We start from the raw sequence: 24,487 nt of genomic DNA on the forward strand, positions 1-24,487 counted from the left end.
GCTGCGCGATGAGCGCCGCTCCGGAAAAGCATGATGTTGTCATTGTCGGCGCCGGTATCATCGGCGTCGCCATCGCGGCTTTTCTGGGCGAAGCCGGGCGCAGGGTTCTGGTGATCGATCACCAGGGCATCTGCGAAGGGACGAGCTCCGGCAATGCCGGGGCCCTGGCTTTTTCCGACATACTGCCGATGGCCTCGAAAGGGGTCATGGCCAAGGTTCCGGGCTGGCTGATGGACCCGCTCGGGCCGTTCACCATCCGGCCGTCCTACCTCCCCAGGCTGGCGCCATGGCTCTACCGGTTCTGGCGCGCCAGCCGGCCGGACGTATTGGAGCACACCATAGTGGCGCAAGGCGCGATGATGCGCCTCGCCGAGCCGGAAATGCTGGATCTGATGCAGCGCGCCGGTATACGCCACATGGTGCGCGAGGATGGTTCGCTTGAGCTTTACGAGAGCGAGCACGAGCTCAATCTCTGTCTGCCCGGCTGGGCGGCACGGGAGAGGGCGGGCATCGCCTTTGAACATTTGCGCGGCGAAGCGCTGGCTGCATGCCAGCCAGGTCTGGCACGGCGCTTTGTCGCCGGAACGTTCGTTCCGGGATGGAAGACAGTCAGCGATCCCAAACATGTCGGCAAAGGGCTGTGGGCCCATGCGGAAAAACTGGGCGCCCGCTTCGAGCGTGCGGACGTCGTTTCCGTCAGCGCGAACGATACGGGTGCTACAGTCACGCTTGCCGATGGGCGGACGGTCGAAACAGGCAAGCTCATCCTTGCTGCGGGCGCCTGGTCACACCGGCTGGCGCGGCATCTCGGCGACCATATTCCGCTGGATACGGAGCGCGGCTACAACACCACATTGCCTGTCGGGGCCTTTGATCTGAAACGCCAGTTGATATTCTCCGGTCACGGATTCGTCGTAACACCGCTCGAAACCGGCGTGCGCGTCGGCGGAGCCGTCGAATTGGGCGGTCTCGACTTGCCCCCCAATTACAAGCGCTCGGACGTCATGCTGCAGAAAGCCAAGACCTTTCTGCCGGATCTCGATGTATCCGGCGGACGGCAATGGATGGGGTATCGTCCGTCGATGCCCGATTCCCTGCCGGTTATCGGCTATTCCAGGCAAAGCAAGAATGTTCTCTATGCCTTTGGTCACGGACATCTGGGCTTGACCCAGTCCGCTGCCACGGGACGACTGATCTGCGATCTCATCGAGGGCCGGCGGCCGTCGATCCCGATCGATCCCTTTAATCCGCAACGCTTTTAGGACCCTGTACATCATGGCGCGTCATTCCTTCTTCTGTGTCGACGGTCACACCTGTGGTAACCCGGTACGTCTCGTGGCAGGGGGAGGGCCAAACCTCACCGGCTCGACCATGATGGAAAAGCGCGCGCATTTCCTGCGCGAATTCGACTGGATCCGCACCGGTCTGATGTTCGAGCCGCGCGGCCACGACATGATGTCCGGTTCCATTCTCTATCCGCCGACCCGCGAGGATTGCGATGTGGCGGTGCTGTTCATCGAGACGTCGGGCTGTCTGCCCATGTGCGGCCACGGCACCATCGGCACAGTGACGATGGCGATCGAACACGGCCTGATTACTCCGAAGACACCGGGCATTCTGAAGCTGGATACCCCGGCCGGTCTGGTGGTCGCCGAATACACGCAGGAAGGCCAGTATGTCACCAGCGTGCGCATCACCAACGTTCCGGCCTTTCTCTACGCGGAAGGGCTGGAAGTGGAATGTCCGGATCTCGGGACATTGCGTGTGGATGTTGCCTATGGCGGCAATTTCTATGCAATCGTCGATCCGCAGAAAAACTTCCGGGACATGGCGGATTACCGGGCGCTCGATCTTATCGGCTGGAGCCCGGTTTTGCGCGAGCGTCTGAACGAGCGATATACGTTCCAGCACCCGGAAAAGCCCGATATCAACACACTCAGCCATATCCTGTGGACCGGGGCGCCGACCAAGCCGGAAGCGCATGCGCGCAATGCCGTGTTCTACGGTGACAAGGCGATTGACCGCTCCCCCTGCGGCACGGGTACATCGGCTCGCATGGCGCAACTGACGGCGAAGGGAAAATTGAAGCCTGGAGACGACTTCGTGCATGAATCGATCATCGGCTCGCTGTTTCATGGACGGGTGGAATCGGCCACCCATGTTGGCGATCGCGATGCAATCATACCCTCGGTCGCGGGGTGGGCGCGGATGACCGGTTACAGCACGATCTTTATCGATGACCGCGATCCCTTCGCTCACGGCTTTGTGGTCAAGTGAGCCTCGCCCGGCTCGTTCCGACAATAAGGCGGGGATAGGTAATTCAGTTAAATCAGAGGCATTTGCTGTAAATTTCGTCAACAAATGACGAAAATTTGGTGAAAAATTTCGCACGGAGTATGCAAGCAAATGTGATGCCGCTGTTTGTGCTAAAAAAGCTGTTGCTTTCTTTAACGCAGACGTTACGTGTAAAGAGGTTGGGGTAAACGGGAACCGGATAAAAAAACCGGATAAGAAACTTCCCAATGAAAATGAGGGGTATCGTTGCGATGGAGTACTTCATCCAGCAATCGATCAACGGTCTGACACTCGGTTCAATCTACGGACTGATCGCAATCGGCTATACGATGGTCTACGGGATCATCGGCATGATCAACTTCGCCCATGGCGATGTTTTCATGCTTGGCGCGTTCATGGCGATGATCGTTTTTCTTGCTTTAACCACGTTTATCGGCGGCGTCCCTGTTGTGCTGGCGCTGCTCCTTATGATGCTTGTCGCCATGCTGCTGACAGGGTTGTGGAGCTGGACAATCGAGCGTCTTGCCTACCGGCCGCTACGCGGATCGTTCCGCCTCGCGCCGTTGATCACGGCGATCGGCATGTCGATCGCGCTGTCCAATTTCGTGCAGGTCACACAGGGCCCGCGCAACAAGCCGATCCCGCCGCTCGTCAATGGCGGTGTGACAATCTACGGCACGGGCATCACCATTGCCTACAAGCAGATGGTGATCGTTATCGTCACCGCGATCCTGCTTGCCGCATTCTGGTATCTGGTCAACCGGACCACGCTCGGGCGGGCCCAGCGTTCCTGCGAGCAGGACCGCAAGATGGCCGCACTCCTCGGTATCGACGTGGACAAGACGATTTCCATGACCTTCGTCATGGGCGCCATGCTCGCTGCGGTCGCCGGAACGCTCTACCTCATGTTCTACGGTGTCATCTCCTTCACCGATGGTTTCACACCCGGCGTCAAGGCGTTTACGGCCGCGGTGCTCGGCGGTATCGGCTCATTGCCCGGTGCGGTGGTCGGCGGCCTGCTGATCGGGCTGATCGAAGCGTTGTGGTCTGCCTATTTTTCCATCGATTACAAGGATGTGGCTGCATTTTCGATCCTTGCAATCGTCCTGATCTTCCTGCCCTCCGGCATTCTTGGTCGGCCCGAAGTCGAAAAGGTCTGAGCTTATGGCTGATATCCAATCTTCAGGACAGGATTCCGTCTACGTGAAAGCCGCCAGGGAAGCGGTGATTGCCGGAATCATCGCGTTCGGCCTGTTCTTCCTTGTCATTGGTTTCCGCACCGACCAGAACATCAACAATGAACTGGTTCTCGCCCAGCGCTGGGGCTTGCTGGCGATCTTCGTGGCCGTGGCTGCCATTGGGCGCTTCATCTTCGCAGCGTTCATTACGCCGTCGCGGGAACAGGCGAAGCTGGCCAAAAGCAAGGTGCCAGTCGCTGCCAAGATCGACCGCCGCTCGCTCAAGGCGACGGTGTCGCGGTTTGGCCTTGCCCTGCTTTTCACCTACCCCTTCGTCGTCATCCTGATCCTGGCGCTGATTCAGTTCGCGGTGACCGGACAATGGTCGTTCCAGAGCGGTGTGCAGGGCTCGCTCAAATATGTCGACAATTTCGGTATCCAGATCCTGATCTACGTCATGCTGGCATGGGGTCTGAACATCGTTGTGGGTCTCGCTGGCCTGCTCGATCTTGGGTATGTCGCCTTCTACGCGGTCGGCGCCTATTCCTACGCCCTGCTCTCCGCGCATTTCGGCCTGTCCTTCTGGCTGCTCCTGCCGATGGCCGGTATCTTTGCCGCCACGTGGGGCGTTGTGCTCGGCTTTCCGGTGCTACGGCTGCGGGGTGACTATCTTGCCATTGTCACGCTGGCCTTTGGTGAGATCATCCGTCTTGTGCTGATCAACTGGACTGTTGTGACCAAAGGCACATTCGGTATCTCCGGCATTGCCAAGGCCACCATGTTCGGCATTCCCTTCACGCCGGGCCCCACCGGTTTTGCCGCCATGTTCGGCCTGCCGAACTCCGGCGTCTACTACAAGATTTTCCTCTATTATCTCATTCTGTTCCTTGCTCTCCTGACCGCCTGGGTGACGATCCGCCTGCGCCGCATGCCGATTGGCCGTGCCTGGGAAGCGTTGCGCGAGGACGAGATCGCCTGCCGGTCCCTCGGCATCAACACGACGACCACCAAGCTGACGGCTTTTGCCACCGGCGCGATGTTCGGCGGGTTTGCCGGGTCATTCTTCGCAGCCCGCCAGGGGTTCGTCAGTCCTGAATCCTTCGTGTTCCTCGAATCGGCGATCATTCTTGCCATCGTCGTGCTCGGCGGCATGGGATCGCTCATCGGTATCGCCATCGCGGCGGCGGTGATGATCGGCGGCACGGAACTCCTGCGCGAACTGGAATTCCTCAAGCTGATCTTCGGCAACGATTTTACGCCGGAACTCTATCGTATGCTGCTGTTCGGTCTCGCCATGATTGTCGTCATGGTGTGGAAGCCGCGCGGATTTGTCGGTAACCGGGAACCGAGTGCCTTCCTGCACGAGCGCAAGATGATCTCCAGCGAGTTTACGAAAGAAGGGCACGGCTGATGGTTTCGGAAGTGCGTAACAATCCCAGCGCCGTGCTGCGCGTTGAACATCTCTCGATGAAGTTTGGCGGGCTTATCGCCATCAACGACCTGAACTTCGAAGCCAAGCGCGGGGACATCACCGCTCTGATCGGCCCGAACGGTGCAGGCAAGACCACGGTGTTCAATTGCATCACCGGATTCTACAAGCCGACCGAAGGCATGCTGACCATGACCCGCCAGAATGGCGAGGAATATCTTCTGGAGCGTATGGCCGACTTCGTCATCACCAAGAAGGCGAAAGTGGCACGCACGTTCCAGAACATCCGGCTGTTCTCGGGGCTTACAGTTCTGGAGAACCTGCTGGTCGCCCAGCATAATCCCCTGATGCTGTCGTCGGGTTATACGATCCTCGGTCTTCTCGGCTTTCCCACTTACAAGAAAGCCGCCGCCGATGCGGTTGAGAAAGCCCGTTTCTGGCTGCAGAAGATCAACCTCATCGACCGTGCCGACGATCCGGCAGGCGATCTGCCCTATGGCGCCCAGCGGCGTCTCGAGATCGCCCGTGCCATGTGCACCGATCCGGAGCTTCTCTGCCTGGACGAACCCGCCGCTGGTCTCAACGCGCGTGAATCGGCGGAGCTGAACCAGCTGCTGCTGAGCATCCGCGATGAAACCGGGACCTCGATCATCCTGATCGAGCATGACATGTCCGTGGTGATGGAAATCTCCGATCACGTCGTTGTTCTGGAATACGGCACGAAGATTTCCGACGGAACGCCGGCGAGCGTGAAGAATGACCCGAAGGTCATTGCCGCCTATCTCGGCGTCGAGGATGAAGAGGTGGTCGAGCTGATCGAGCACGCAGCGGCGACCGGCGCTGATGATATCACGGCGGCCGTTGATCTTTTGTCCACGGAGGCCATCCAGGAAATCACGGAGACGCACCCGGAAGCGCCGGCTGCTGCAACCGCTGAAGCCGCGGCAAAGCCCGCCGGTCCGGCCATCAAGGCGGGAGCAACCGCCAATGCGCTCGCCGCACCGCGCGGCGGCACGCCCGATAATCTGACCCTGATCAAGGGGATTGGCCCGGTCAACGAGCGCCGGCTCAACGAACATGGCATTTTCCATTTCGACCAGATCGCGGCCTGGAAGAAGGCCGATGTGATCGCCGCCGAAGCCTATCTGGCGTTTGACGGGCGCATCGCGCGGGAAGACTGGATCGGCCAGGCCAAAAAGCTGGCGAAAGAGAGCCAGGGCAAGCCGGCTGCTAAGAAGACCGGAGGGGCTAAGTAATGTCGGAAACACAAACTCTTCCGAGGACCGGGGCCCTTCTCAGCGTCGAGAACGTTGAAACCTATTACGGCAATATCCGCGCGCTCAGCGGTGTCAGCGTTCATGCGGATGCCGGTGAAATCGTCACGCTGATCGGCGCCAACGGCGCCGGAAAATCAACGCTGATGATGACCATTTTCGGCATGCCTCGGGCCCGCAAGGGCCGGGTGATGTTTGCCGGCCAGGACATCACGCAATTGCCGACCCATGAGATCGCGCGCCTGCGCATCGCCCAGTCGCCGGAAGGCCGCCGCATATTCCCGCGCATGACTGTGCAGGAAAACCTGCAGATGGGCGCCAGCCTCGACAATCTGGAGTTTTATGACGAGGACGTGCGCAAGGTTTTCGACCTGTTTCCGCGCCTGAAGGAACGCATCAACCAGCGCGGCGGTACCCTGTCGGGCGGTGAGCAGCAAATGCTGGCCATCGGCCGCGCATTGATGGCGCGTCCGCGTCTGCTGCTTCTGGACGAGCCGTCGCTGGGTCTTGCTCCGTTGATCATCAAGCACATTTTCGAGGCGATCAAGGAACTGAACAAGTCCACGGGCCTGACGGTGTTTCTGGTTGAACAGAATGCCTTCGGCGCGCTGAAACTGGCGGATCGCGGCTACGTGATGGTCAATGGTATCGTGACGATGAGCGGATCGAGCAAGGATCTTCTCGCCAATCCGGAAGTGCGCGCCGCCTATCTCGAGGGCGGGCGTCACTGACAAAAATAGGACCGGCTTTCCAGCGGGTCTGGAAAATCCGGTGCTGCAAGGGGAATACTGCCATGCAAGGCATTTTGTACGAAGAACCCTCATTCTGGCTGTTTGTGCTGGTAACCTGCGTCATGGGTGGCTGGGCCGCATGGATGGCGGGCCGCGCCTGCGCCAAGACATGGCGTTCCTATACAATCCTGATCTTCTACATGCTGCTTCTCGGCATCGGCGTCCGCTTCATCCACTTCGCCCTGTTTGAGGGCACGATGGTGACGCTGCACTACTATGTCGTCGACACGATCGTACTGATCATCATCGGTACATTGGGCTATCGTTACACCCGGACAAACCAGATGGTTCAGCAATATCACTGGCTCTATGAAAAAGTTTCCCCCTTCTCGTTCAAGGAAAGAAAAGGGGCCTAAGCAATCTCGCTGACGCGAAATGAATCAGCGTGACAACCGCCGGAAAATCGGCAAATGTGGTCTTCAAGCGATGGGAAGATTTCATCGTTAGGGGTTTCGTAAGTACCTAGAAAATGGGAGTTTTCAAATGAAGAAGTCACTGTTCTCGGGTGTTGCTGTTGCAGCAATGCTCGCTTTGGGCGGTCACGCCTATGCTGATCTTCTGGTCGGTATTGGTGCTCCGTTGACCGGCCCCAATGCCGCTTACGGCGCGCAGATCCAGAAGGGTGCCGAAGCGGCCGCAGAGGTGGTCAATGCGGCTGGCGGCGTGAATGGCGAAAAGATCAAATTCGTTCTGGGCGATGACGTTTCCGACGCCAAGCAGGGCGTTTCGGTTGCCAACAAGTTCGTTGCCGATGGCGTGAAGTTCGTTGTCGGTCACTTCAATTCCGGCGTATCCATTCCGGCATCCGAAGTCTATGCGGAAAACGGCATTGTTGAAGTAACACCAGCCGCGACAAACCCTGTATTCACTGAACGCGGCCTGTGGAACACATTCCGCACATGCGGTCGCGATGACCAGCAGGGTGCCATTGCCGGTGCCTATATCGCCGAGCATTACAAGGATGCAAAGATCGCGGTCATCCATGACAAGACGCCTTATGGTCAGGGCCTTGCCGATGAAACCAAGAAGACGATCGAAGCAAAGGGCTTGAAGCCTGTTCTTTATGAAGGCGTCAACGTTGGCGACAAGGACTTCTCCGCACTGATCGCCAAGGCAAAGCAGGCCGGCGTTACCGTCCTTTATTGGGGTGGTCTGCATACCGAAGCTGGTCTGATCATCCGCCAGCTGGCTGATCAGGGCCTGAAGGTCAAGTTCATCTCCGGCGACGGCATCGTTACCAACGAGCTCGCAGCGATTGCCGGCGACGCCGTGGTTGGTACACTCAACACGTTCGGTCCCGATCCGCGCAACAACCCGGCCAACAAGGAACTGGTCGAGAAGTTCCGCAAGGCCGGTTTTGAGCCGGAAGCCTACACCCTCTACGCCTATGCAGCCGTGCAGGCCATCGTCGAAGCAGCAACCGCTGCCAAGTCGAATGATCCTGAAACCGTTGCCAAGGCTCTGAAGGGAAAAGGCCCGTTCAAGTCGGTTCTCGGCGATATCTCCTTTGACGAAAAGGGCGATCCGAAGCTTCCAGGCTACGTCATGTACGAATGGAAGAAGGACAAGGACGGCAAGTACACCTACATCCAGCAGTAAGCCTTTCCGCTTGCTATCTCATGCGAAATGCCCGGCTCTCATGCCGGGCATTTTGCCGTTGGACATTTCACCGTCTTGTGATCAAATGCATTGTTTGCAGTGCAGCAATCGCCCCGCCAATAGGGTTTTACCACTCATATTGCCTGTATGAGATTTCGGAGTTTTCGCCTTGCCTATCAAGAAAATCCTCGTCGCCAATCGATCAGAAATCGCCATCCGTGTTTTCCGCGCCGCCAACGAGCTTGGCATGAAAACCGTGGCGATATGGGCGGAGGAAGACAAGCTGGCGCTGCACCGTTTCAAGGCGGATGAGTCCTATCAGGTCGGGCGCGGGCCGCATCTGGCCAAAGACATGGGGCCGATCGAAAGCTATCTGTCGATCGAGGAAATCATCCGCGTGGCAAAGCTGTCGGGCGCCGACGCCATCCATCCGGGCTATGGCCTCTTGTCCGAAAGCCCGGAATTTGCCGAGGCCTGCGGTGAAGCCGGAATTATCTTCATCGGACCGAAGCCGGAAACCATGCGCCGTCTCGGTAACAAGGTTGCTGCCCGCAATCTCGCCATCGAGATCGGCGTTCCGGTCGTGCCGGCAACCGACCCGCTGCCCGACGACATGGACGAGGTGAAGAAGCTTGCCGAGACGATCGGCTACCCCGTCATGCTGAAGGCATCCTGGGGCGGTGGCGGGCGCGGCATGCGCGCCATCTTCTCGCCGGATGATATTGCCCGTGAGGTTACCGAGGGCAAGCGCGAAGCCAAGGCCGCCTTCGGCAAGGATGAAGTCTACCTTGAAAAGCTGGTGCAGCGTGCGCGCCACGTCGAGGTGCAGATTCTTGGCGATACGCACGGCAATGCGGTGCATCTGTTCGAGCGCGATTGTTCGATCCAGCGCCGCAACCAGAAGGTAGTCGAGCGCGCGCCGGCGCCTTACCTCAACGAGGCGCAGCGCAAGGAGATTGCCGATTACGGCCTGAAGATTGCCGCGAAAACCGCTTATATCGGTGCGGGCACCATCGAATTCCTGATGGATGCCGACACAAACCAGTTCTATTTCATCGAGGTCAATCCGCGTATTCAGGTGGAACACACGGTGACCGAGGAAGTCACCGGCATCGATATCGTCAAGGCGCAGATCCGCATTCTGGAAGGCGCGACGATCGGAACGCCGGAATCCGGCGTTCCCGCGCAAAAGGATATCAAGCTGAACGGCCACGCGTTGCAGTGCCGCATCACCACGGAAGATCCCGAACAGAACTTCATTCCGGATTACGGCCGTATCACCGCCTATCGCGGCGCAACCGGTTTTGGCATCCGGCTGGACGGCGGCACCGCCTATTCGGGCGCGGTCATCACCCGCTATTACGATCCGCTTCTGGAAAAGATCACGGCGTGGTCGCCGACGGCCGACGAGACGATCCAGCGTATGCACCGCGCCTTGCGCGAGTTCCGTATCCGCGGTGTTGCCACCAACCTGACCTTCCTTGAAGCCATCATCACCCATCCGAAGTTTGCCGATAACAGCTACACGACGAAGTTCATCGATACGACGCCGGAGCTGTTCGCACAGGTGAAGCGCCAGGATCGCGCCACCAAGCTTCTGACCTATCTGGCCGACGTCACCGTCAATGGCCATCCGGAAACCAAGGGCCGTGCCACGCCACCGGCTGAAGCGGCGCTGCCGCGGGTGCCGTTCATTGAGACACCGATCCCGGATGGCACCAAGCAGCTGCTGGATCAGTTGGGGCCGAAGAAGTTCGGCGAATGGATGCGCAATGAAAAGCGTGCCCTGTTCACCGATACGACCATGCGCGACGGCCATCAGTCCCTGCTGGCAACGCGGATGCGCACCTTCGATATCGCCCGGGTGGCCGGCACCTATGCGCGTGCCTTGCCGCAGCTGTTCTCGCTGGAGTGCTGGGGCGGCGCGACGTTCGACGTGGCCATGCGCTTCCTGACGGAAGATCCATGGGAGCGGCTTGCGGAAGTGCGCGAAGCGGCACCGAACATCCTGTTGCAGATGCTTCTGCGCGGCGCCAATGGTGTGGGCTACAAGAGCTATCCCGACAATGTGGTCAAGTATTTCGTGCAGCAGGCCGCCCGCAACGGCGTCGATGTGTTCCGCGTGTTCGACAGCCTCAACTGGGTCGAGAACATGCGCGTCACCATGGATGCGGTGCTGGAAGAGGACAAGCTGTGTGAAGCCGCCATCTGCTACACCGGCGATATCCTGAATTCCGCCCGGCCGAAATACGACCTGAAATATTATGTCGATCTGGCGCAGGAAGTGGAAAAGGCCGGCGCGCATATCATCGCGGTCAAGGACATGGCCGGGCTGCTCAAGCCGGGCGCTGCGAAGGTGCTGTTCAAGGCATTGCGCGAGGCGACCGACCTGCCGCTGCATTTCCACACGCATGACACGTCGGGTATCTCAGCGGCAACCGTGCTTGCCGCCGTGGATGCGGGTGTCGACGTGGTCGATGCTGCCATGGATGCCCTGTCCGGCAATACCTCGCAGCCCTGTCTCGGTTCGATCGTCGAAGCCCTCAAGGGCACGGAGCGCGATCCCGGGCTTGATCCGGAATGGATCCGTCGCATCTCGTTCTATTGGGAGGCGGTCCGCACGCAATATGCGGCATTCGAAAGCGATCTGAAGGGGCCGGCATCGGAAGTCTATCTGCACGAGATGCCAGGCGGCCAGTTCACCAACCTGAAGGAACAGGCACGCTCGCTCGGCCTTGAAACACGCTGGCACGAAGTGGCGCAGGCCTATGCCGACGTCAACCAGATGTTCGGGGATATCGTCAAGGTCACGCCGTCATCCAAGGTCGTGGGCGATATGGCGCTGATGATGGTCAGCCAGGATTTGTCCGTCGCCGACGTGAAGAACCCGGACAAGGATATTTCCTTCCCGGATTCGGTGGTTTCGATGATGCGCGGCGATCTCGGCCAACCGCCGAAGGGCTGGCCCAAAGATATTCAGAAGAAGATCCTGAAAGCAGAGAAGCCATTCACCGATCGGCCCGGCTCACTGCTGGCACCGGCCGATCTCGTGGCCGAGCGCAAGGACATTGAGGAAAAGCTGGAGCGCAAGGTCAGCGACCAGGAATTTGCCTCCTATCTGATGTATCCAAAAGTGTTCACCGATTTTGCCGTGACGCACGGCACTTACGGTCCGACGAGTGTGCTGCCGACACATGTCTATTTCTACGGGCTGGCGCAGGAAGAGGAAGTTTTCCTCGATATCGAGCGTGGCAAAACCCTGGTTGTACGCAATCAGGCGGTGGGTGAACCGGATGAGAAGGGCATGGTTACCGTGTTCTTCGAAATGAACGGCCAGCCGCGCCGCGTGAAGGTGCCTGACCGCACCCGTGCGGGCAGCGTCGGTGTCCGCCGCAAGGCAGAGCTTGGCAATGACAAGCATGTCGGTGCGCCGATGCCGGGCATTGTGTCCACGGTCGGCGTCTCGGTTGGCCAGAAGGTCAATGCGGGTGACGTGCTCCTTTCCATCGAGGCGATGAAGATGGAAACGGCGTTGCGTGCCGAACGCGACGGGACGCTGGCTGAAATTCTGGTCCGTGCCGGTGACCAGATCGATGCCAAGGATCTGCTCGCCGTCTACGAGTAAGCGCCATCCGGTCCGCATAGCCCGCCGCGTCGTGCCCTTGAGTTCAATCTTGGGCACGGCGGGATGGATTTGTGCTGATGCCTGTTTGTGCGCATATCGGCATAAACAGGCATTGAATAGTGCGCATATACGAAGTATGGTCGGGTCGTTGAATTCCGCAGCCGATGCGGAATGCGAGCGCGCACGTGCAGGGTATTCCTACAATGACCAAAGACCTGTCGCCGGAAGAGCGGAAGAGCATGATCCTCAAACGGGTCAATGAATCCGGCCGCGTCCTGGCGAATGCCGTTGCGACGGAATTCGGTGTGTCGGAAGATTCCATACGCCGGGATTTGCGCGAATTATCCGAAGCAGGGCTTGTCCAGCGCTTCCATGGCGGTGCAGCGCGCAGCAGTTCGAGCTTTCGCAGCTTTCAGCAGCGCGCCAAGGATGAAACGGCCGGGAAAAAGGCGGTTGCCGCTGTTGCCGCTGAACGAATTGCCCCGAATGCCACCATGCTTCTCGATTCGAGCACGACGGTGCTTGAGTTTGTGCGCGCCCTTCCGGTCAACCTGCAGATGCGCATCATCACCAGTTCGCCGGATATTGCCTCGGCCGCTCTCGACCATCCCCTGTGCGAGGTTATCCTTCTTGGTGGCACGCTGAATCGTTTCACCCGCAGCGTCATCGGGCAGTCGCCGCTTGCCGAAGTGCAGCTCATGCACGTCGATTACTGTGTGCTCGGCGCCTGCGCCATCGACGAGAGCCTGACGCTACGCGCCGAGAACTACGAGGACGCGCATCTGAAACTGGCCATGAGCAAGGCGAGCAATGAAGTGATGCTGCTAGCCACGGCTGAAAAGCTGCTGAAGCAGGCGCCCTTTGCCATTGCGCCCATCTCGGCCATATCGACGCTGATTACCGACAGAACCGCCGACCCGTCGATTGTTGAGCGGATTCGCAGCGTGGGTGTCGAAGTCGTCATCGCCGACAGACGCGGTGCGTGATGTCCATCCTGTCCGAAATTCAAGCTGGTGATAAAACTATGGATGCCTCCCTCTACAGGAAGAAAGCCGTCTATGGCCGCTGGGCCGTTGCCAGCGCTTTCTTTTTCAATGGATTTCTGATCGGCAGCTGGGCGCCGCAGATCCCCGTCTTCATGACGCGCCTGCACATCAGCGAGTTCACGCTCGGCCTGATGATCCTGGTGTTTGGCCTTGGTGCCCTGGCGGCGATGCCCTGGTGCGGCTACCTCATCGGCCGGTATGGGTCGCGCGCGGTGGTCAAGGGCTTTGCCGTCTTCTGCAGTTTTTCCCTGCTCCTGGTGGCGCTGGCTCCGAATGTTTACATCGCGGCGCCCGCGCTTTTTCTCTTTGGCGCCGTCATCGGCGGCATGGATGTGGCCATGAACGCCAATGCCGTCGAGGTGGAGAAAAAACTGTCCCGCGCCGTCATGTCATCCTCACACGGGTTCTGGAGCCTTGGCGGCTTCGCCGGCGGCGCCCTCGGCGGCTTGCTGATCGAAGCACAGGGTCATCTGGTTCACGCGGCGGTGGTCACCGCCATTGCGGTTGTTCTGGGGCTTGCCGCGTTCCGCTACATGATCACTGAAGATGCGCCGGTGGTGCATGAGAAAAAGGGCAAGCTGGCTTTCCCCACCAATCCGCTGATTTACCTGATCGGCATCATGGCGCTTTTCTCCATGGTTCCCGAAGGCTCTGTGCTTGATTGGGCGGCTCTCTACCTCAAGCAGGAGCGCGGTGCCGATATTGCCACGGCCGGATTTGCCTTCGCCGCATTTTCGGGAACGATGTCCGTCATGCGCTTTCTCGGCGACGGCGTGCGCAACCGCTTCGGTGCAGTTAAGACATTGCGCATTTCCGCGCTCATTGGTGCATCGGGCATGCTGGTTGCAAGCCTTGCGCCAAGCCCCTGGATCGCCATTCTGGCCTTTGCGTTTGCAGGGCTGGGCATCGCCAATATGGTGCCCATCGCCTTCTCGGCTGCGGGCAACCAGAAGGGAACGTCTTCGGGCGTTGCCCTCAGCCTCGTCACGCTGATGGGCTATTCGGGCATTCTGGTCGCGCCCTCGGCCATCGGCTTTGTCGGCGGGCGCACGGGTTTCGGTCCGGTCTATATGGTGCTCGCCTGCCTGCTCGTGGTGGTGTTCCTGATGGCCAATCTTGCCGCCAGCGCCGACCGCAACGAAAACCCGGGCACCTGATCTATGCCCGGCGGCTTGCCGCAACCGCCGGTTTCTTGCGCTGCAGCAGAAAGTCGGTCACCCTCCGTCCGGCCTTGTGGGCTTTCAATCCGACATTCATTTCGGGAGAAAGTTCACCGGAGAGATCGAGTGTCGCGTGTTCGCCCACCGCATCGAAATGCTCTTCCAGCCAGTCATCGGCTGCGGCCTGGCCGAGGTCGCGCAGATATTCGAGGAAGGCCCATTCCGCGTTGATTTTCGATGAGGCCGCAAGGCCGGCCAACGCCACATCGGCATCGATACGGTGCATGCGGATATGCTTGTATTCGCCGTGTTCGATCCGGCCTGCATCGATCAGCGAATTGACGAAGGCAATCGAACGGAACTCACGCAGCAGCGCCGCATTGAAGGTGATCTCGTCGATACGGTCGGTGATTTCGCGGGCGGTCTTCGGCGCGCCGCGCCGTTCGATCGGGTTGATCTGGATAAGCAGCAGATCTTCGCTCTTGGTCGAATAGAAGAAGGGATAGAGCGCCGGGTTGCCGCCATAGCCGCCATCCCAATAGGGTTCACCTTCAATCTCCACGGCCTGGAAAATATAGGGCAGGCACGCGGATGCCATCACCACATCGGCATTGAGCTCCGACTGGGAAAAGACCCGCAGGCGGCCGCTTTCCACATTGGTCGCCGAGATGAACAGCTTGAGCGCCGAGCAGGCTTTCACCCGGTCGAAATCAATCTCACGCTCGACCACATCCCGCAGGGGGTTGAGGTTGAACGGGTTGAACTCGTAGGGGGAAAACATGCGCGAGAACTGCTCGAACAGATTGTACCCGACGCCGTTCTCGACGGACCAGTTGCCGAAAAAGCGGTCCCACGGCGTGCGCTGAACCGGGCTGAACTGCCCGGTGCGGCCCACCGCCCGCCAGAACTCATAGAGCTTTTCGCGGGCGCCATCGGGTCCGTTGCGGCTCCAGCCATCAGCCAGCGCGACAGCATTCATGGCACCGGCGCTGGTGCCGGATATGCCCTCGATGGTCAACCGGCCATCTTCCAGAATGCGGTCGAGAACACCCCAGGTGAAGGCGCCGTGCGAGCCGCCGCCCTGCAGCGCGATGTTGATGACTTTGGGTTTGTGGTTCATCACTGCGCCGTCCAGCCGCCATCGACGGAGATGGATGTACCGGTGATCTGCGCCGCCGCATCGCTGGCGAGAAACACCACCGTTGCGCCGATCTGGTCGACCGTGGCGAATTCCTTGGTCGCCTGCCTGTCCAGCATGACTTCGCGGATGACGGTTTCGCGGTCCATGTTGTGCGCTTTCATCTGGTCGGGGATCTGAGCCTCGACGAGCGGTGTCAGCACATAACCGGGGCAGATGGCGTTGCTGGTGATGTGTTTTTCCGCCACCTCAAGCGCTACGGTTTTGGTCAGCCCGAGAATGCCGTGCTTGGCCGCCACATAGGCCGACTTGAACGGCGATGCGCGCAGGCCATGGGCCGAGGCGATATTGATGATGCGGCCCCATCCGGCCTTCTTCATATAGGGAAGCGCCGCAGCGGTGGTGTGGAACGCCGAGGTCAGGTTGATGGCGATGATCGCATCCCATTTTTCCGTCGGGAATTCGTCGACCGGCGCGACAAACTGGATGCCGGCATTGTTGACCAGCACATCGACGCTGCCGAATGCGGCGGCTGCCTGGTCGATCAGGGCACGGCATTCGTCACCCTTGGACATGTCGGCCTTGATATAGGCGACGCCGGTGGAATGCTGTGCGGCGATCTCCTTGGCAAGATCGTGGTCTTCCGGGCGGTCCGTGAAGGAATTGATCACCACATTGTAACCCGCCGCTGCGAGGGCGTGGGCGGAACCCAGTCCGATGCCGGAGTTGGAACCTGTGACGACTGCGGTCTTCTTGGCCATGAGAAACTTCCTTTGGTTTAACAACCGTGTTGAAGGCGTCTGGAATATATTGCATTGCAGCAAGATTACCAGCTTTGGAACGTGAACACTTTGTCATACGGTTCACTGTGGCGTGATCGCGAAGAGCATTTGCTTTGAATTTGCCGCGTTCATGTCACATGGTGTTGACACAAGGCGTTCCCTGCGCCACGTGAAGGGAATATCTGGAGTTTGACAATGTCTGACTATTATTCGCAGCCCTTTGCCCGCCGCGCCTCCGTTGGCGTCGATGTGGGCGGGGTCATGGTTGGCGGAGGCGCACCCGTCGTCGTGCAGTCGATGACCAATACGGATACAGCCGATGTGGACGGCACCGTTGCACAGGTGGCAGCGCTTTCCCGCGCGGGATCGCAGATCGTCCGTATCACCGTTGACCGGGATGAATCCGCTGCCGCCGTGCCGAAAATCCGCGAAAGGCTGGACCGGCTTGGCCTGAACGTGCCGCTGGTTGGCGATTTCCATTATATCGGTCACAAACTGCTGGCGGACCATCCGGCCTGCGCCGAAGCGCTGGCGAAATACCGCATCAATCCGGGCAATGTCGGCTTCAAGGACAAAAAGGATGCGCAGTTCGGCGCCATCATCGAAATGGCGATCCGCTATGACAAGCCGGTGCGCATCGGCGTCAACTGGGGCTCGCTCGATCAGGAACTGCTGACGGCACTGATGGACCAGAACCATGCGGCGGGCGCGCCCCTGACGGCGGAACAGGTCACCCGGGAAGCCATTGTCCAGTCGGCGCTGATTTCCGCGCAGCTGGCCGAAGAAATCGGCCTGCCGCGCTCCAAGATTATCCTTTCGGCCAAGGTCAGCCAGGTGCAGGACCTGATCGCGGTTTATGCGGAGCTGGCGCGGCGCTGCGATCATGCGCTGCATCTCGGCCTTACCGAAGCCGGCATGGGCTCCAAGGGCATTGTCGCTTCCTCGGCAGCGCTCGGCATCCTCCTGCAGCAGGGTATCGGGGATACGATCCGCATATCGCTGACACCGGAACCGAACGGTGACCGGACACGGGAAGTGCAGGTGGCGCAGGAATTGCTGCAGACCATGGGCTTTCGCCAGTTCATTCCGATTGTCGCGGCCTGTCCCGGTTGCGGGCGGACCACATCCACCGTGTTTCAGGAATTGGCGCAATCGATCCAGAGCGATATTCGCGACAACATGCCGGTCTGGCGCGAGAAATATCCCGGTGTCGAAGCGCTCAATGTCGCGGTGATGGGCTGCATCGTCAACGGGCCGGGCGAATCCAAGATGGCGGATATCGGCATTTCACTGCCGGGAACCGGCGAAACGCCGACGGCTCCGGTCTTTGTCGACGGCAAGAAAGTGGCGACCCTGCGCGGTGCGGGCATTGCCAAGGAATTCCAGAAGATGGTTGCCGATTATATCGAAAACCGCTTCGGCCAGGGTGCAGGCTCGCACGCGGCCGAATGATTCTAGCTCTGCCGCTCGGCGATGAACCGTGCGGCCTGCTTGAGCAGGGCAGCCTTTTCGCCGAAGGGCGCAAGCAATTCCTCGGCCTGTGCCACCAGCCCGCTCAACTGGCGCTTGGTCCAGTCGATCCCGTGCAGTGAAACCAGCGTGGCCTTGCCCGCCGCCGCATCCTTGCCGGTGGCTTTGCCCATATGGGCAGCATCGGCGGTAACGTCGAGCAGATCGTCGGCCAGCTGAAAGGCAAGACCAATGGCCGAGCCATATTCCGCCAGCCGTTCGCGATCCCGGGAATTGGCATTGCCGATCATGGCACCGGCCTCGCAGGCGAAACGGATCAGCGCGCCGGTTTTCATGGCCTGCAGGCGGATGATGCCGGCCTCGTCAGGCTTGACCTTTTCCGCTTCCAGATCGAGCGCCTGGCCGCCGGTCATGCCGCCGATACCGGCAGCGCGTGCCAGTGCCGTCACCAGTGCAACCTTGGCGCTAGGATCAAGTTCCGTCGCCTCGGCAGCAATCAGTTCGAACGCGTAGGTCAGGAGGCTGTCCCCCGCAAGGATGGCGGCCGCCTCGTCGAACTTGCGATGCACCGTCGGCTGGCCGCGGCGCATATCGTCATTGTCCATGGCCGGAAGATCGTCATGCACGAGCGAATAGCTGTGGATGCATTCCAGCGCCGCCGCTACCCGCAAAGCCGCGGGGGTGTCGGCACCGAAGAGAGCGGCGCTTTCCAGGACGAGGAAGGGGCGTAGACGCTTGCCGCCATTGAGAACGCCGTGCCGCATGGCTGCCATGAGGCGGGGCGGACGGCTGATCTCACCGTCTTGCGGCTGATCCGAGAGCAGGCCCGTCAGCAACGTTTCCACCGAGGCGGCGCGATGCAGCAATGTCATCTGAAACAGGGAAGTGTCTTGATCTGTCATCATGATCTGGCAATGAACGAAAAATCGGCGCCCGGTCAATGATTAGATGCGCTGCTTTTGCATTTTTGCCTTGTTGTCATTGTGAACATGGCCGGAATGGCATGGAAATGGTTCCCTTTGGCGGATGGTTGCTCTATGTCCATGATGGGCTTTCAACGCAGGCGGCGGGTGTGACACGGGTTCTGGTCAGAAACAAAAGAGGCGGAGGCTATCTGGTCAGTCCGGGCGGCTCGCCTTTGGGGCGCATCGTGCGCTACCTGATTCTGACGGGCATCCTCCTGATGATGATCCCCATCATCCTGCTCAGCCTGTACCGGCTGCCGTTCGTGCATCCCGTTTCCACCTTGATGGTGAAGGACCTCGTGACTTTTTCCGGTTATGACCGGCGCTGGGTGTCACTGGACGAGATTTCCCCGGTGCTGGTGCATTCCGTCATGATGTCAGAGGATGCGCGGTTCTGCTTTCATTCCGGCGTCGACTGGGATGCGATGAACCTGGTTGTGTCCGATGCGATGGATGGCGAGCAGACGCGCGGTGCGTCGACGATCACGATGCAGACCGCCAAGAACCTGTTCCTGTGGAACAGCCGGTCTTTCATCCGCAAGGGCCTGGAAATGCCGCTGGCGATGATGACCGATCTGATCCTGACCAAACGGCGGGTGATGGAAATCTACCTGAATATTGCCGAGTGGGGCCCGGGCATCTACGGCATCGAGGCGGCGGCGCAGCATCATTTCAAGGTGAGTGCGGCAAGGCTGACACCGCGGCAGGCAGCCTTTCTCGCGGTGACCCTGCCCAACCCGATCGCGCGCAATCCGGCGCGGCCGGGGCAGGGGTTGCAAACGCTGGCAAGGCTCAATGAACGGCGTGCGCGGGGCGCCGGTGCGTATATTGGTTGTGTCAAATAGACCCTCTATCGGCGCAAATCCCGGCATATCGGCATTTGCGACAAAAAATATGCGACTCATGCTGGTCAAAAGCTCTCAAGCCGTGTATAGCCCCAGCCGAACTTTCCGGAATTTTGTCCATTGTGACAGGCTCGATCGGGCCAGCGCCGGATTTTGACTGATTACTGGAGCAGGAACAATGGCTGTACCTAAAAGAAAAACTTCTCCGTCGAAGCGCGGCATGCGCCGTTCCGCCGACGCGTTGAAGGCCCCGACTTACGTCGAAGACAAGAATTCAGGCGAACTGCGCCGTCCGCACCATGTCGATCTGAAGACCGGCATGTATCGCGGCCGTCAGGTTCTGACGCCGAAAGAAGGCTGATCCCTTCCTGGATTTCGTGATAAAGAGGACCGGCCTTGTGCCGGTCTTTTTTTGTTTATGACATGCTGATGGGAGACAGATGCCGTGATTTCCAATATTCCATTGATGATCGTGCCGCTTGTCGTGTTCAATCTGGTGGTTGCCGGATTGACGGGTATCGGCGGCGCCGATCCGTGGGCAACGCAGCTCTATTCCATGCAGATGCTGTCGGGCGGCGTATGGCGGATGACACTGGGCGACCTGATGATCGTGCTGTCGCTGGCGTTGCTGTTCTTCGAGATCATGAAGTCAACGCGCACGAGCAATGCCTCGGTGGTTGACCATCTCCTTTCGACCTTCGTGTTCGTGGCATTTCTGGTGGAATTCCTGCTGGTTCCCAGCGCCTCGCATTCGCTGTTCTTCATTCTGATGGCGATGGCTTTTTTCGATATTCTGGCGGGATTCACCGTTTCGCTGCGCTCTGCCGGGCGCGACGTCAACTTCCGCTGACATCATGCAAAACCCCCGGCAGAGGAGGCCATCTGCCGGGGTTTGATGTTGCTGGGCCGATGATCAGCTCTGGCCGCCGTCGGCGATGAAACCGGCCGCCTGAATACCGGCGATCGCTGCAATCTCGTCATTGTCGGAAGTGTCGCCGGTGATGCCGACCGCGCCGAGAAGCTCCCCCTTGGCATTCTTGATGAGAACGCCGCCTGCCACCGGGATGACGCGCCCGCCCGACGCCGCCACCAGCCCTTCGACGAAGTGCGGGCGTTCCTTGGCGAATTTTTCAACGGTGCGCGAGCCGGTGCCGATGGTCAGGCCGCCGAACGCCTTGCCGAAGGCGATCTCGAAGCGCAGCAGGGAAGCGCCGTCCTGTTTCTGGAAGGCCTTGAGGTGGCCGCCGGCATCGAGCACGGCCACCGAGAGCGGACGCATGCCGGCCTCGGTGCCCTTGGCAAGCGCTGCCTTGATGATGGTGTTGGCTTTGGAAAGTGAGAGTTGGGCCATGGTGTCCTCTTGGGTTCGTATGGTCATGGAATGCAAAAGCCGATCCGCCGCGCGAGCCGGATATTCAGTCAAAAACGGATGTGGCCTGGATTATTTGTCGAGGGAGTCCAGCTTGCGCTGCATGGCGGCGATCTGCTCTTTCAGTTCGTCCAGCCCGGTATCCTTCTTGGCGGTTTCGGCGGCGGGTGTTTCGTCGGCCTCGGCCGCTCCGGCCGTCTTGTTCAGCGGGAATGGCGTGAACATGCGCATGGCGTGCTGCAGCATTTCGGTGTTGCGGCGAACCTGCTCCTCGACGAGCTTGACCGGCGCACTGATGTTCATCATGTCGATCGGCGATTTGCCGAAGGCGGCCGAAAGCTGCTCGCGCATGCGCTCCTGTTCCTTGGCAAAGGCACTCATGGACTGTTCGAGGAATGTTGGCAGCACCACCTGCATCTGGTCGCCGTAATAGGCGATGAGCTGGCGCAGGAACGGAATCGGCAGCATGTTCTGCCCATCCTTGTTTTCCAGCTCGAAGATGATCTGGGTCAGGACGGAATGGGTGATGTCTTCTCCGGTCTTGGCGTCCTGAACGGTGAAATCCTCATTGCGCTTCACCATCTCGGCGAGATCTTCCAGCGTCACATAGGTGCTTGTGCCGGTATTGTAGAGGCGCCGGTTGGCATATTTTTTAATGACGACGTCGCCGGTTTTTGCTGCCATCAGAGAACTCCCCAACTCATGTCATCAGACTCAAATGGTCTGAATTTGCGTGCCCGCTTACTGATATATCCACGAGGATAGGGGGAAAGCGGCACAAATCAAAGTGATTTGTGCGCCGCATCCATCGCGCAGATCATTCTCGCCTTTCTCTGCCTTGCAGGCGATAAATTTGGCTTCGCGGCGAATGCCCCTTGTCAAACTGCCGCAGGGAGGGAATTCTGTTCGGGAAGCCAAGCTGAATGAATTCAGCATCTCAATGATAAGGAGACGTCTATGACCCAATCCATCGTTATCGCCAGTGCAGCGCGAACCCCCGTGGGGTCGTTCAACGGTGCTTTTGCCAACGTCCCGGCCCACGAACTCGGCGCTGCGGTGATCAAGGAAGTGCTGAGCCGCGCCGGTGTCGATGGTGCCGATGTCGATGAAGTGATCATGGGCCAGGTGCTCAGCGCCGGCGAAGGGCAGAACCCGGCCCGCCAGGCCGCCATGGAGGCAGGCATTCCGCAGGAGGCGACAGCCTGGGGGCTCAACCAGCTTTGCGGCTCCGGTCTGCGCGCCGTGGCCCTCGGCATGCAGCAGATCGCAACCGGTGATGCCGATATCATCGTGGCGGGCGGACAGGAATCCATGTCGATGGCGCCGCATTGCGCGCATCTGCGCGGCGGCGTGAAGATGGGCGATTTCAAGATGATCGATACGATGATCAAGGATGGCCTGACCGACGCTTTCCATGGCTACCACATGGGCAATACGGCCGAGAACATCGCCCGCAAGTGGCAGTTCACCCGCGAAGACCAGGACAAGTTCGCCCTTGGCTCCCAGAACAAGGCGGAAGCCGCGCAGAAGGCGGGCAAGTTCAAGGATGAAATCGTGCCGTTCACGGTCAAGACCCGCAAGGGCGACGTGATCGTTGCGGATGACGAGTATATCCGTCACGGCGCGACACTCGACTCCCTAGCCAAGCTGAAGCCTGCTTTCGACAAGGAAGGCACCGTTACCGCAGGCAATGCCTCCGGCCTCAATGATGGTGCGGCTGCCGTGGTGCTCATGAGCGAGGACGAGGCCAAGCGCCGCAACGTCAAGCCGCTGGCCCGCATCGTTTCCTGGGCAACGGCCGGTGTCGACCCTGCCATCATGGGCACGGGTCCAATCCCCGCGTCACGCAAGGCGCTGGAGCGGGCCGGATGGAAGGTGGAGGACCTTGATCTGGTCGAAGCCAACGAAGCCTTCGCGGCGCAGGCGCTTTCCGTCAACAAGGATCTCGGGCTCAATCCCGACATCGTCAATGTCAATGGCGGTGCCATCGCCATCGGTCATCCCATCGGCGCATCCGGTGCCCGGGTGCTCAACACGCTGCTTTATGAATTGAAGCGCCGCAACGGCACAAAGGGCCTTGCCACGCTGTGCATTGGCGGCGGCATGGGCATTGCCCTGTGCGTTGAGCGCGTCAAGGACTGATCTGCAAGAATGAGCACGGGTTCGGCGTTTGTCGAACCCGTGTTCCGGCAGCACTAAATTTCCAGGCTGCTGCCACGTCTCTTTTTCAACAACACTAACTTTGATCCAACATGAATTAGGGAGGGGAAATATGACCAAAACGGCAATCGTTACGGGCGGAACACGTGGTATCGGCGCAGCCATATCCGTGGCCCTGAAAGCGGCAGGGTACAAGGTCGCGGCAAATTACGCGGGCAATGACGACGCGGCGAAGAAATTCACGGAAAAGACCGGTATTGCCACCTACAAGTGGGATGTTTCCAACTATGAAGAGTGCGCTGCCGGTATTGCCAGGATCGAGGCCGATCATGGTCCCGTCGCCGTGCTGGTCAACAATGCGGGCATCACCCGTGACGCCATGTTTCACAAGATGACCCCAGGCCAATGGGGCGAAGTGATCAACACCAATCTGACCGGCCTGTTCAACATGACCCATCCGGTATGGACGGGGATGCGTGACCGCAAATTCGGCCGCGTGATCAATATTTCCTCGATCAACGGACAAAAGGGCCAGGCCGGGCAAGCCAATTATTCCGCGGCCAAGGCCGGGGATATCGGCTTTACCAAGGCGCTGGCGCAGGAGGGCGCGCGCGCCGGCATTACGGTCAATGCCATCTGTCCCGGTTATATCGGCACGGAAATGGTGCGGGCCATCGACGAGAAGGTGCTCAACGAGCGCATCATTCCGCAAATCCCGGTCGGACGTCTGGGCGAACCGGAAGAAATCGCGCGCTGCGTGGTGTTCCTCGCTTCTGACGATGCCGGCTTCATCACCGGCTCGACGCTGACAGCCAATGGCGGGCAGTATTTCAGCTGATCCGAAGCAAATCAAAAGACGCCGCGGGCTGGAAACAGCCGGCGGCGTTTTCGTTTTGTGCGGCGGCGCTTCCCGATATTCGCGGCCAAAGGTTAACGGCGTTTCCTGAATCTTGTCCTATTTCCTGCCCATGCGTTCGGGGATTGGTGCGACTCCCGCGCCTTCAGCACAAGATGTAGCCGTGAACAAAACAGGAAAGTGGACAAAGCGCTGATTCGTCGCTGATTCGTTCTTCCTTTGATCGGAGTGTTAATGAAACGGCGCCCCCGAGCCTTGGATTCCTTAACTAACTATAAGGAAATATTGCGATTTTCTTAACAGAGAAAAAAATCGTTGACGGCGGACTGCCCGCTTTTGCGCGGAAAAGCCAAAGGTTAACGGCGGTGGACCGATTCGTTGAAATCCTGTTCCCGCTGATTCAGCATCTTGTGCGACTCGAACCCGGGAAAGCTAGATGTGGCCGTGAACAAAGCAGGAATCTGATCCTATAGCTGATTCGTCGCTGATTCGTTCTGCTCGCGTT

General features: G+C 59.4%; 22 protein-coding genes. 17 read left to right on the top strand and 5 right to left on the bottom strand.

The annotated features are described in order from the left end of the window. The first annotated feature begins 8 nt into the window (after positions 1 to 8). From ACIQWS_RS14525 to ACIQWS_RS14575, 11 genes are all read left to right on the top strand, one after another. Positions 9 to 1,262 carry an NAD(P)/FAD-dependent oxidoreductase gene (locus ACIQWS_RS14525; protein WP_403180403.1) on the top strand — a complete coding sequence of 418 codons (1,254 nt, stop codon included), beginning with the start codon at positions 9 to 11 and terminating at the stop codon, positions 1,260 to 1,262. A 13-nt stretch (positions 1,263 to 1,275) separates the two neighbouring features. Beyond that, entirely contained in the window at positions 1,276 to 2,277 is a 1,002-nt protein-coding gene (locus ACIQWS_RS14530) for a 4-hydroxyproline epimerase (RefSeq protein ID WP_403180406.1), read from the top strand. Between the two features lie 269 nt (positions 2,278 to 2,546). After that, entirely contained in the window at positions 2,547 to 3,455 is a 909-nt protein-coding gene (locus ACIQWS_RS14535) for a branched-chain amino acid ABC transporter permease (protein ID WP_105734358.1), read from the top strand. 4 nt (positions 3,456 to 3,459) lie between these two features. Next, entirely contained in the window at positions 3,460 to 4,884 is a 1,425-nt protein-coding gene (gene livM, locus ACIQWS_RS14540; RefSeq protein ID WP_346307696.1) for a high-affinity branched-chain amino acid ABC transporter permease LivM, read from the top strand. Continuing rightward, entirely contained in the window at positions 4,884 to 6,158 is a 1,275-nt protein-coding gene (locus ACIQWS_RS14545) for an ATP-binding cassette domain-containing protein (protein ID WP_403180411.1), read from the top strand. The genes livM and ACIQWS_RS14545 overlap by 1 nt, the downstream gene beginning before the upstream one ends. Continuing rightward, on the top strand, positions 6,158 to 6,907 hold the full coding sequence (locus ACIQWS_RS14550; RefSeq protein ID WP_223613737.1) for an ABC transporter ATP-binding protein: 750 nt from the start codon (positions 6,158 to 6,160) through the stop codon (positions 6,905 to 6,907). The genes ACIQWS_RS14545 and ACIQWS_RS14550 overlap by 1 nt, the downstream gene beginning before the upstream one ends. Before the next feature lie 62 nt (positions 6,908 to 6,969). Continuing rightward, positions 6,970 to 7,323, top strand: a complete 354-nt coding sequence (locus ACIQWS_RS14555; protein ID WP_346307694.1) for a DUF6867 family protein — start codon at positions 6,970 to 6,972, stop codon at positions 7,321 to 7,323. 127 nt (positions 7,324 to 7,450) lie between these two features. Next, positions 7,451 to 8,566, top strand: coding sequence for a branched-chain amino acid ABC transporter substrate-binding protein (locus ACIQWS_RS14560; protein ID WP_223613735.1), 1,116 nt, complete (start codon positions 7,451 to 7,453; stop codon positions 8,564 to 8,566). A gap of 169 nt (positions 8,567 to 8,735) precedes the next feature. Further along, positions 8,736 to 12,191, top strand: coding sequence for a pyruvate carboxylase (pyc, locus tag ACIQWS_RS14565; RefSeq protein ID WP_403180419.1), 3,456 nt, complete (start codon positions 8,736 to 8,738; stop codon positions 12,189 to 12,191). 203 nt (positions 12,192 to 12,394) lie between these two features. Continuing rightward, on the top strand, positions 12,395 to 13,177 hold the full coding sequence (locus ACIQWS_RS14570; RefSeq protein WP_346307154.1) for a DeoR/GlpR family DNA-binding transcription regulator: 783 nt from the start codon (positions 12,395 to 12,397) through the stop codon (positions 13,175 to 13,177). Between the two features lie 38 nt (positions 13,178 to 13,215). Next, complete coding sequence (locus ACIQWS_RS14575) at positions 13,216 to 14,394, top strand: MFS transporter (RefSeq protein ID WP_223613732.1); 1,179 nt, start codon at positions 13,216 to 13,218, stop codon at positions 14,392 to 14,394. A 1-nt stretch (position 14,395) separates the two neighbouring features. Here the strand turns inward: ACIQWS_RS14575 and ACIQWS_RS14580 are convergent, their stop codons facing one another. Continuing rightward, positions 14,396 to 15,517: a patatin-like phospholipase family protein gene (locus ACIQWS_RS14580; protein WP_223613731.1), complete on the bottom strand. Its 1,122-nt coding sequence runs from the start codon at positions 15,515 to 15,517 to the stop codon at positions 14,396 to 14,398. Beyond that, entirely contained in the window at positions 15,517 to 16,296 is a 780-nt protein-coding gene (locus tag ACIQWS_RS14585; RefSeq protein WP_223613730.1) for a 3-hydroxybutyrate dehydrogenase, read from the bottom strand. The genes ACIQWS_RS14580 and ACIQWS_RS14585 overlap by 1 nt, the downstream gene beginning before the upstream one ends. A 216-nt stretch (positions 16,297 to 16,512) precedes the next feature. Between ACIQWS_RS14585 and ispG the strand changes: the two genes are divergently transcribed. Continuing rightward, the gene (gene ispG / locus ACIQWS_RS14590; protein ID WP_403180426.1) at positions 16,513 to 17,769 is read left to right on the top strand and encodes a flavodoxin-dependent (E)-4-hydroxy-3-methylbut-2-enyl-diphosphate synthase; all 1,257 of its coding nucleotides are present in this window, start codon (positions 16,513 to 16,515) and stop codon (positions 17,767 to 17,769) included. A gap of 2 nt (positions 17,770 to 17,771) precedes the next feature. Here the strand turns inward: ispG and ACIQWS_RS14595 are convergent, their stop codons facing one another. Continuing rightward, entirely contained in the window at positions 17,772 to 18,689 is a 918-nt protein-coding gene (locus ACIQWS_RS14595) for a polyprenyl synthetase family protein (protein ID WP_346307156.1), read from the bottom strand. A 170-nt stretch (positions 18,690 to 18,859) separates the two neighbouring features. Between ACIQWS_RS14595 and mtgA the strand changes: the two genes are divergently transcribed. The 3 genes from mtgA to ACIQWS_RS14610 all read left to right on the top strand — a co-directional run bounded on the left by mtgA (position 18,860) and on the right by ACIQWS_RS14610 (position 20,447). Then, a complete protein-coding gene (gene mtgA / locus ACIQWS_RS14600; protein ID WP_403181022.1) occupies positions 18,860 to 19,597 on the top strand; it encodes a monofunctional biosynthetic peptidoglycan transglycosylase in 738 nt (245 codons plus the stop codon). A gap of 178 nt (positions 19,598 to 19,775) precedes the next feature. Next, positions 19,776 to 19,958: a 50S ribosomal protein L32 gene (gene rpmF, locus ACIQWS_RS14605; RefSeq protein ID WP_008121851.1), complete on the top strand. Its 183-nt coding sequence runs from the start codon at positions 19,776 to 19,778 to the stop codon at positions 19,956 to 19,958. An 84-nt stretch (positions 19,959 to 20,042) separates the two neighbouring features. Beyond that, positions 20,043 to 20,447: a hypothetical protein gene (locus tag ACIQWS_RS14610; RefSeq protein ID WP_105734368.1), complete on the top strand. Its 405-nt coding sequence runs from the start codon at positions 20,043 to 20,045 to the stop codon at positions 20,445 to 20,447. 63 nt (positions 20,448 to 20,510) lie between these two features. Here the strand turns inward: ACIQWS_RS14610 and ACIQWS_RS14615 are convergent, their stop codons facing one another. Beyond that, on the bottom strand, positions 20,511 to 20,948 hold the full coding sequence (locus tag ACIQWS_RS14615) for a heme-binding protein (RefSeq protein ID WP_223613726.1): 438 nt from the start codon (positions 20,946 to 20,948) through the stop codon (positions 20,511 to 20,513). Positions 20,949 to 21,038: 90 nt separating this feature from the next. Further along, positions 21,039 to 21,650 (bottom strand): polyhydroxyalkanoate synthesis repressor PhaR, encoded by a 612-nt coding sequence (phaR, locus tag ACIQWS_RS14620; protein ID WP_105734372.1) that lies wholly within the window; start codon positions 21,648 to 21,650, stop codon positions 21,039 to 21,041. Positions 21,651 to 21,923: 273 nt separating this feature from the next. On the opposite strand from phaR, the gene ACIQWS_RS14625 reads away from it, so the two are divergent. Further along, positions 21,924 to 23,108 carry an acetyl-CoA C-acetyltransferase gene (locus ACIQWS_RS14625; RefSeq protein WP_403180438.1) on the top strand — a complete coding sequence of 395 codons (1,185 nt, stop codon included), beginning with the start codon at positions 21,924 to 21,926 and terminating at the stop codon, positions 23,106 to 23,108. A 130-nt stretch (positions 23,109 to 23,238) separates the two neighbouring features. Continuing rightward, the gene (phbB, locus tag ACIQWS_RS14630) at positions 23,239 to 23,964 is read left to right on the top strand and encodes an acetoacetyl-CoA reductase (protein ID WP_105734374.1); all 726 of its coding nucleotides are present in this window, start codon (positions 23,239 to 23,241) and stop codon (positions 23,962 to 23,964) included. Positions 23,965 to 24,487 lie beyond the last annotated feature (523 nt).

This window comes from Phyllobacterium sp. NPDC097923, assembly GCF_044760925.1.
GTDB classification, from domain to species: Bacteria; Pseudomonadota; Alphaproteobacteria; order Rhizobiales; family Rhizobiaceae; genus Phyllobacterium; species Phyllobacterium calauticae.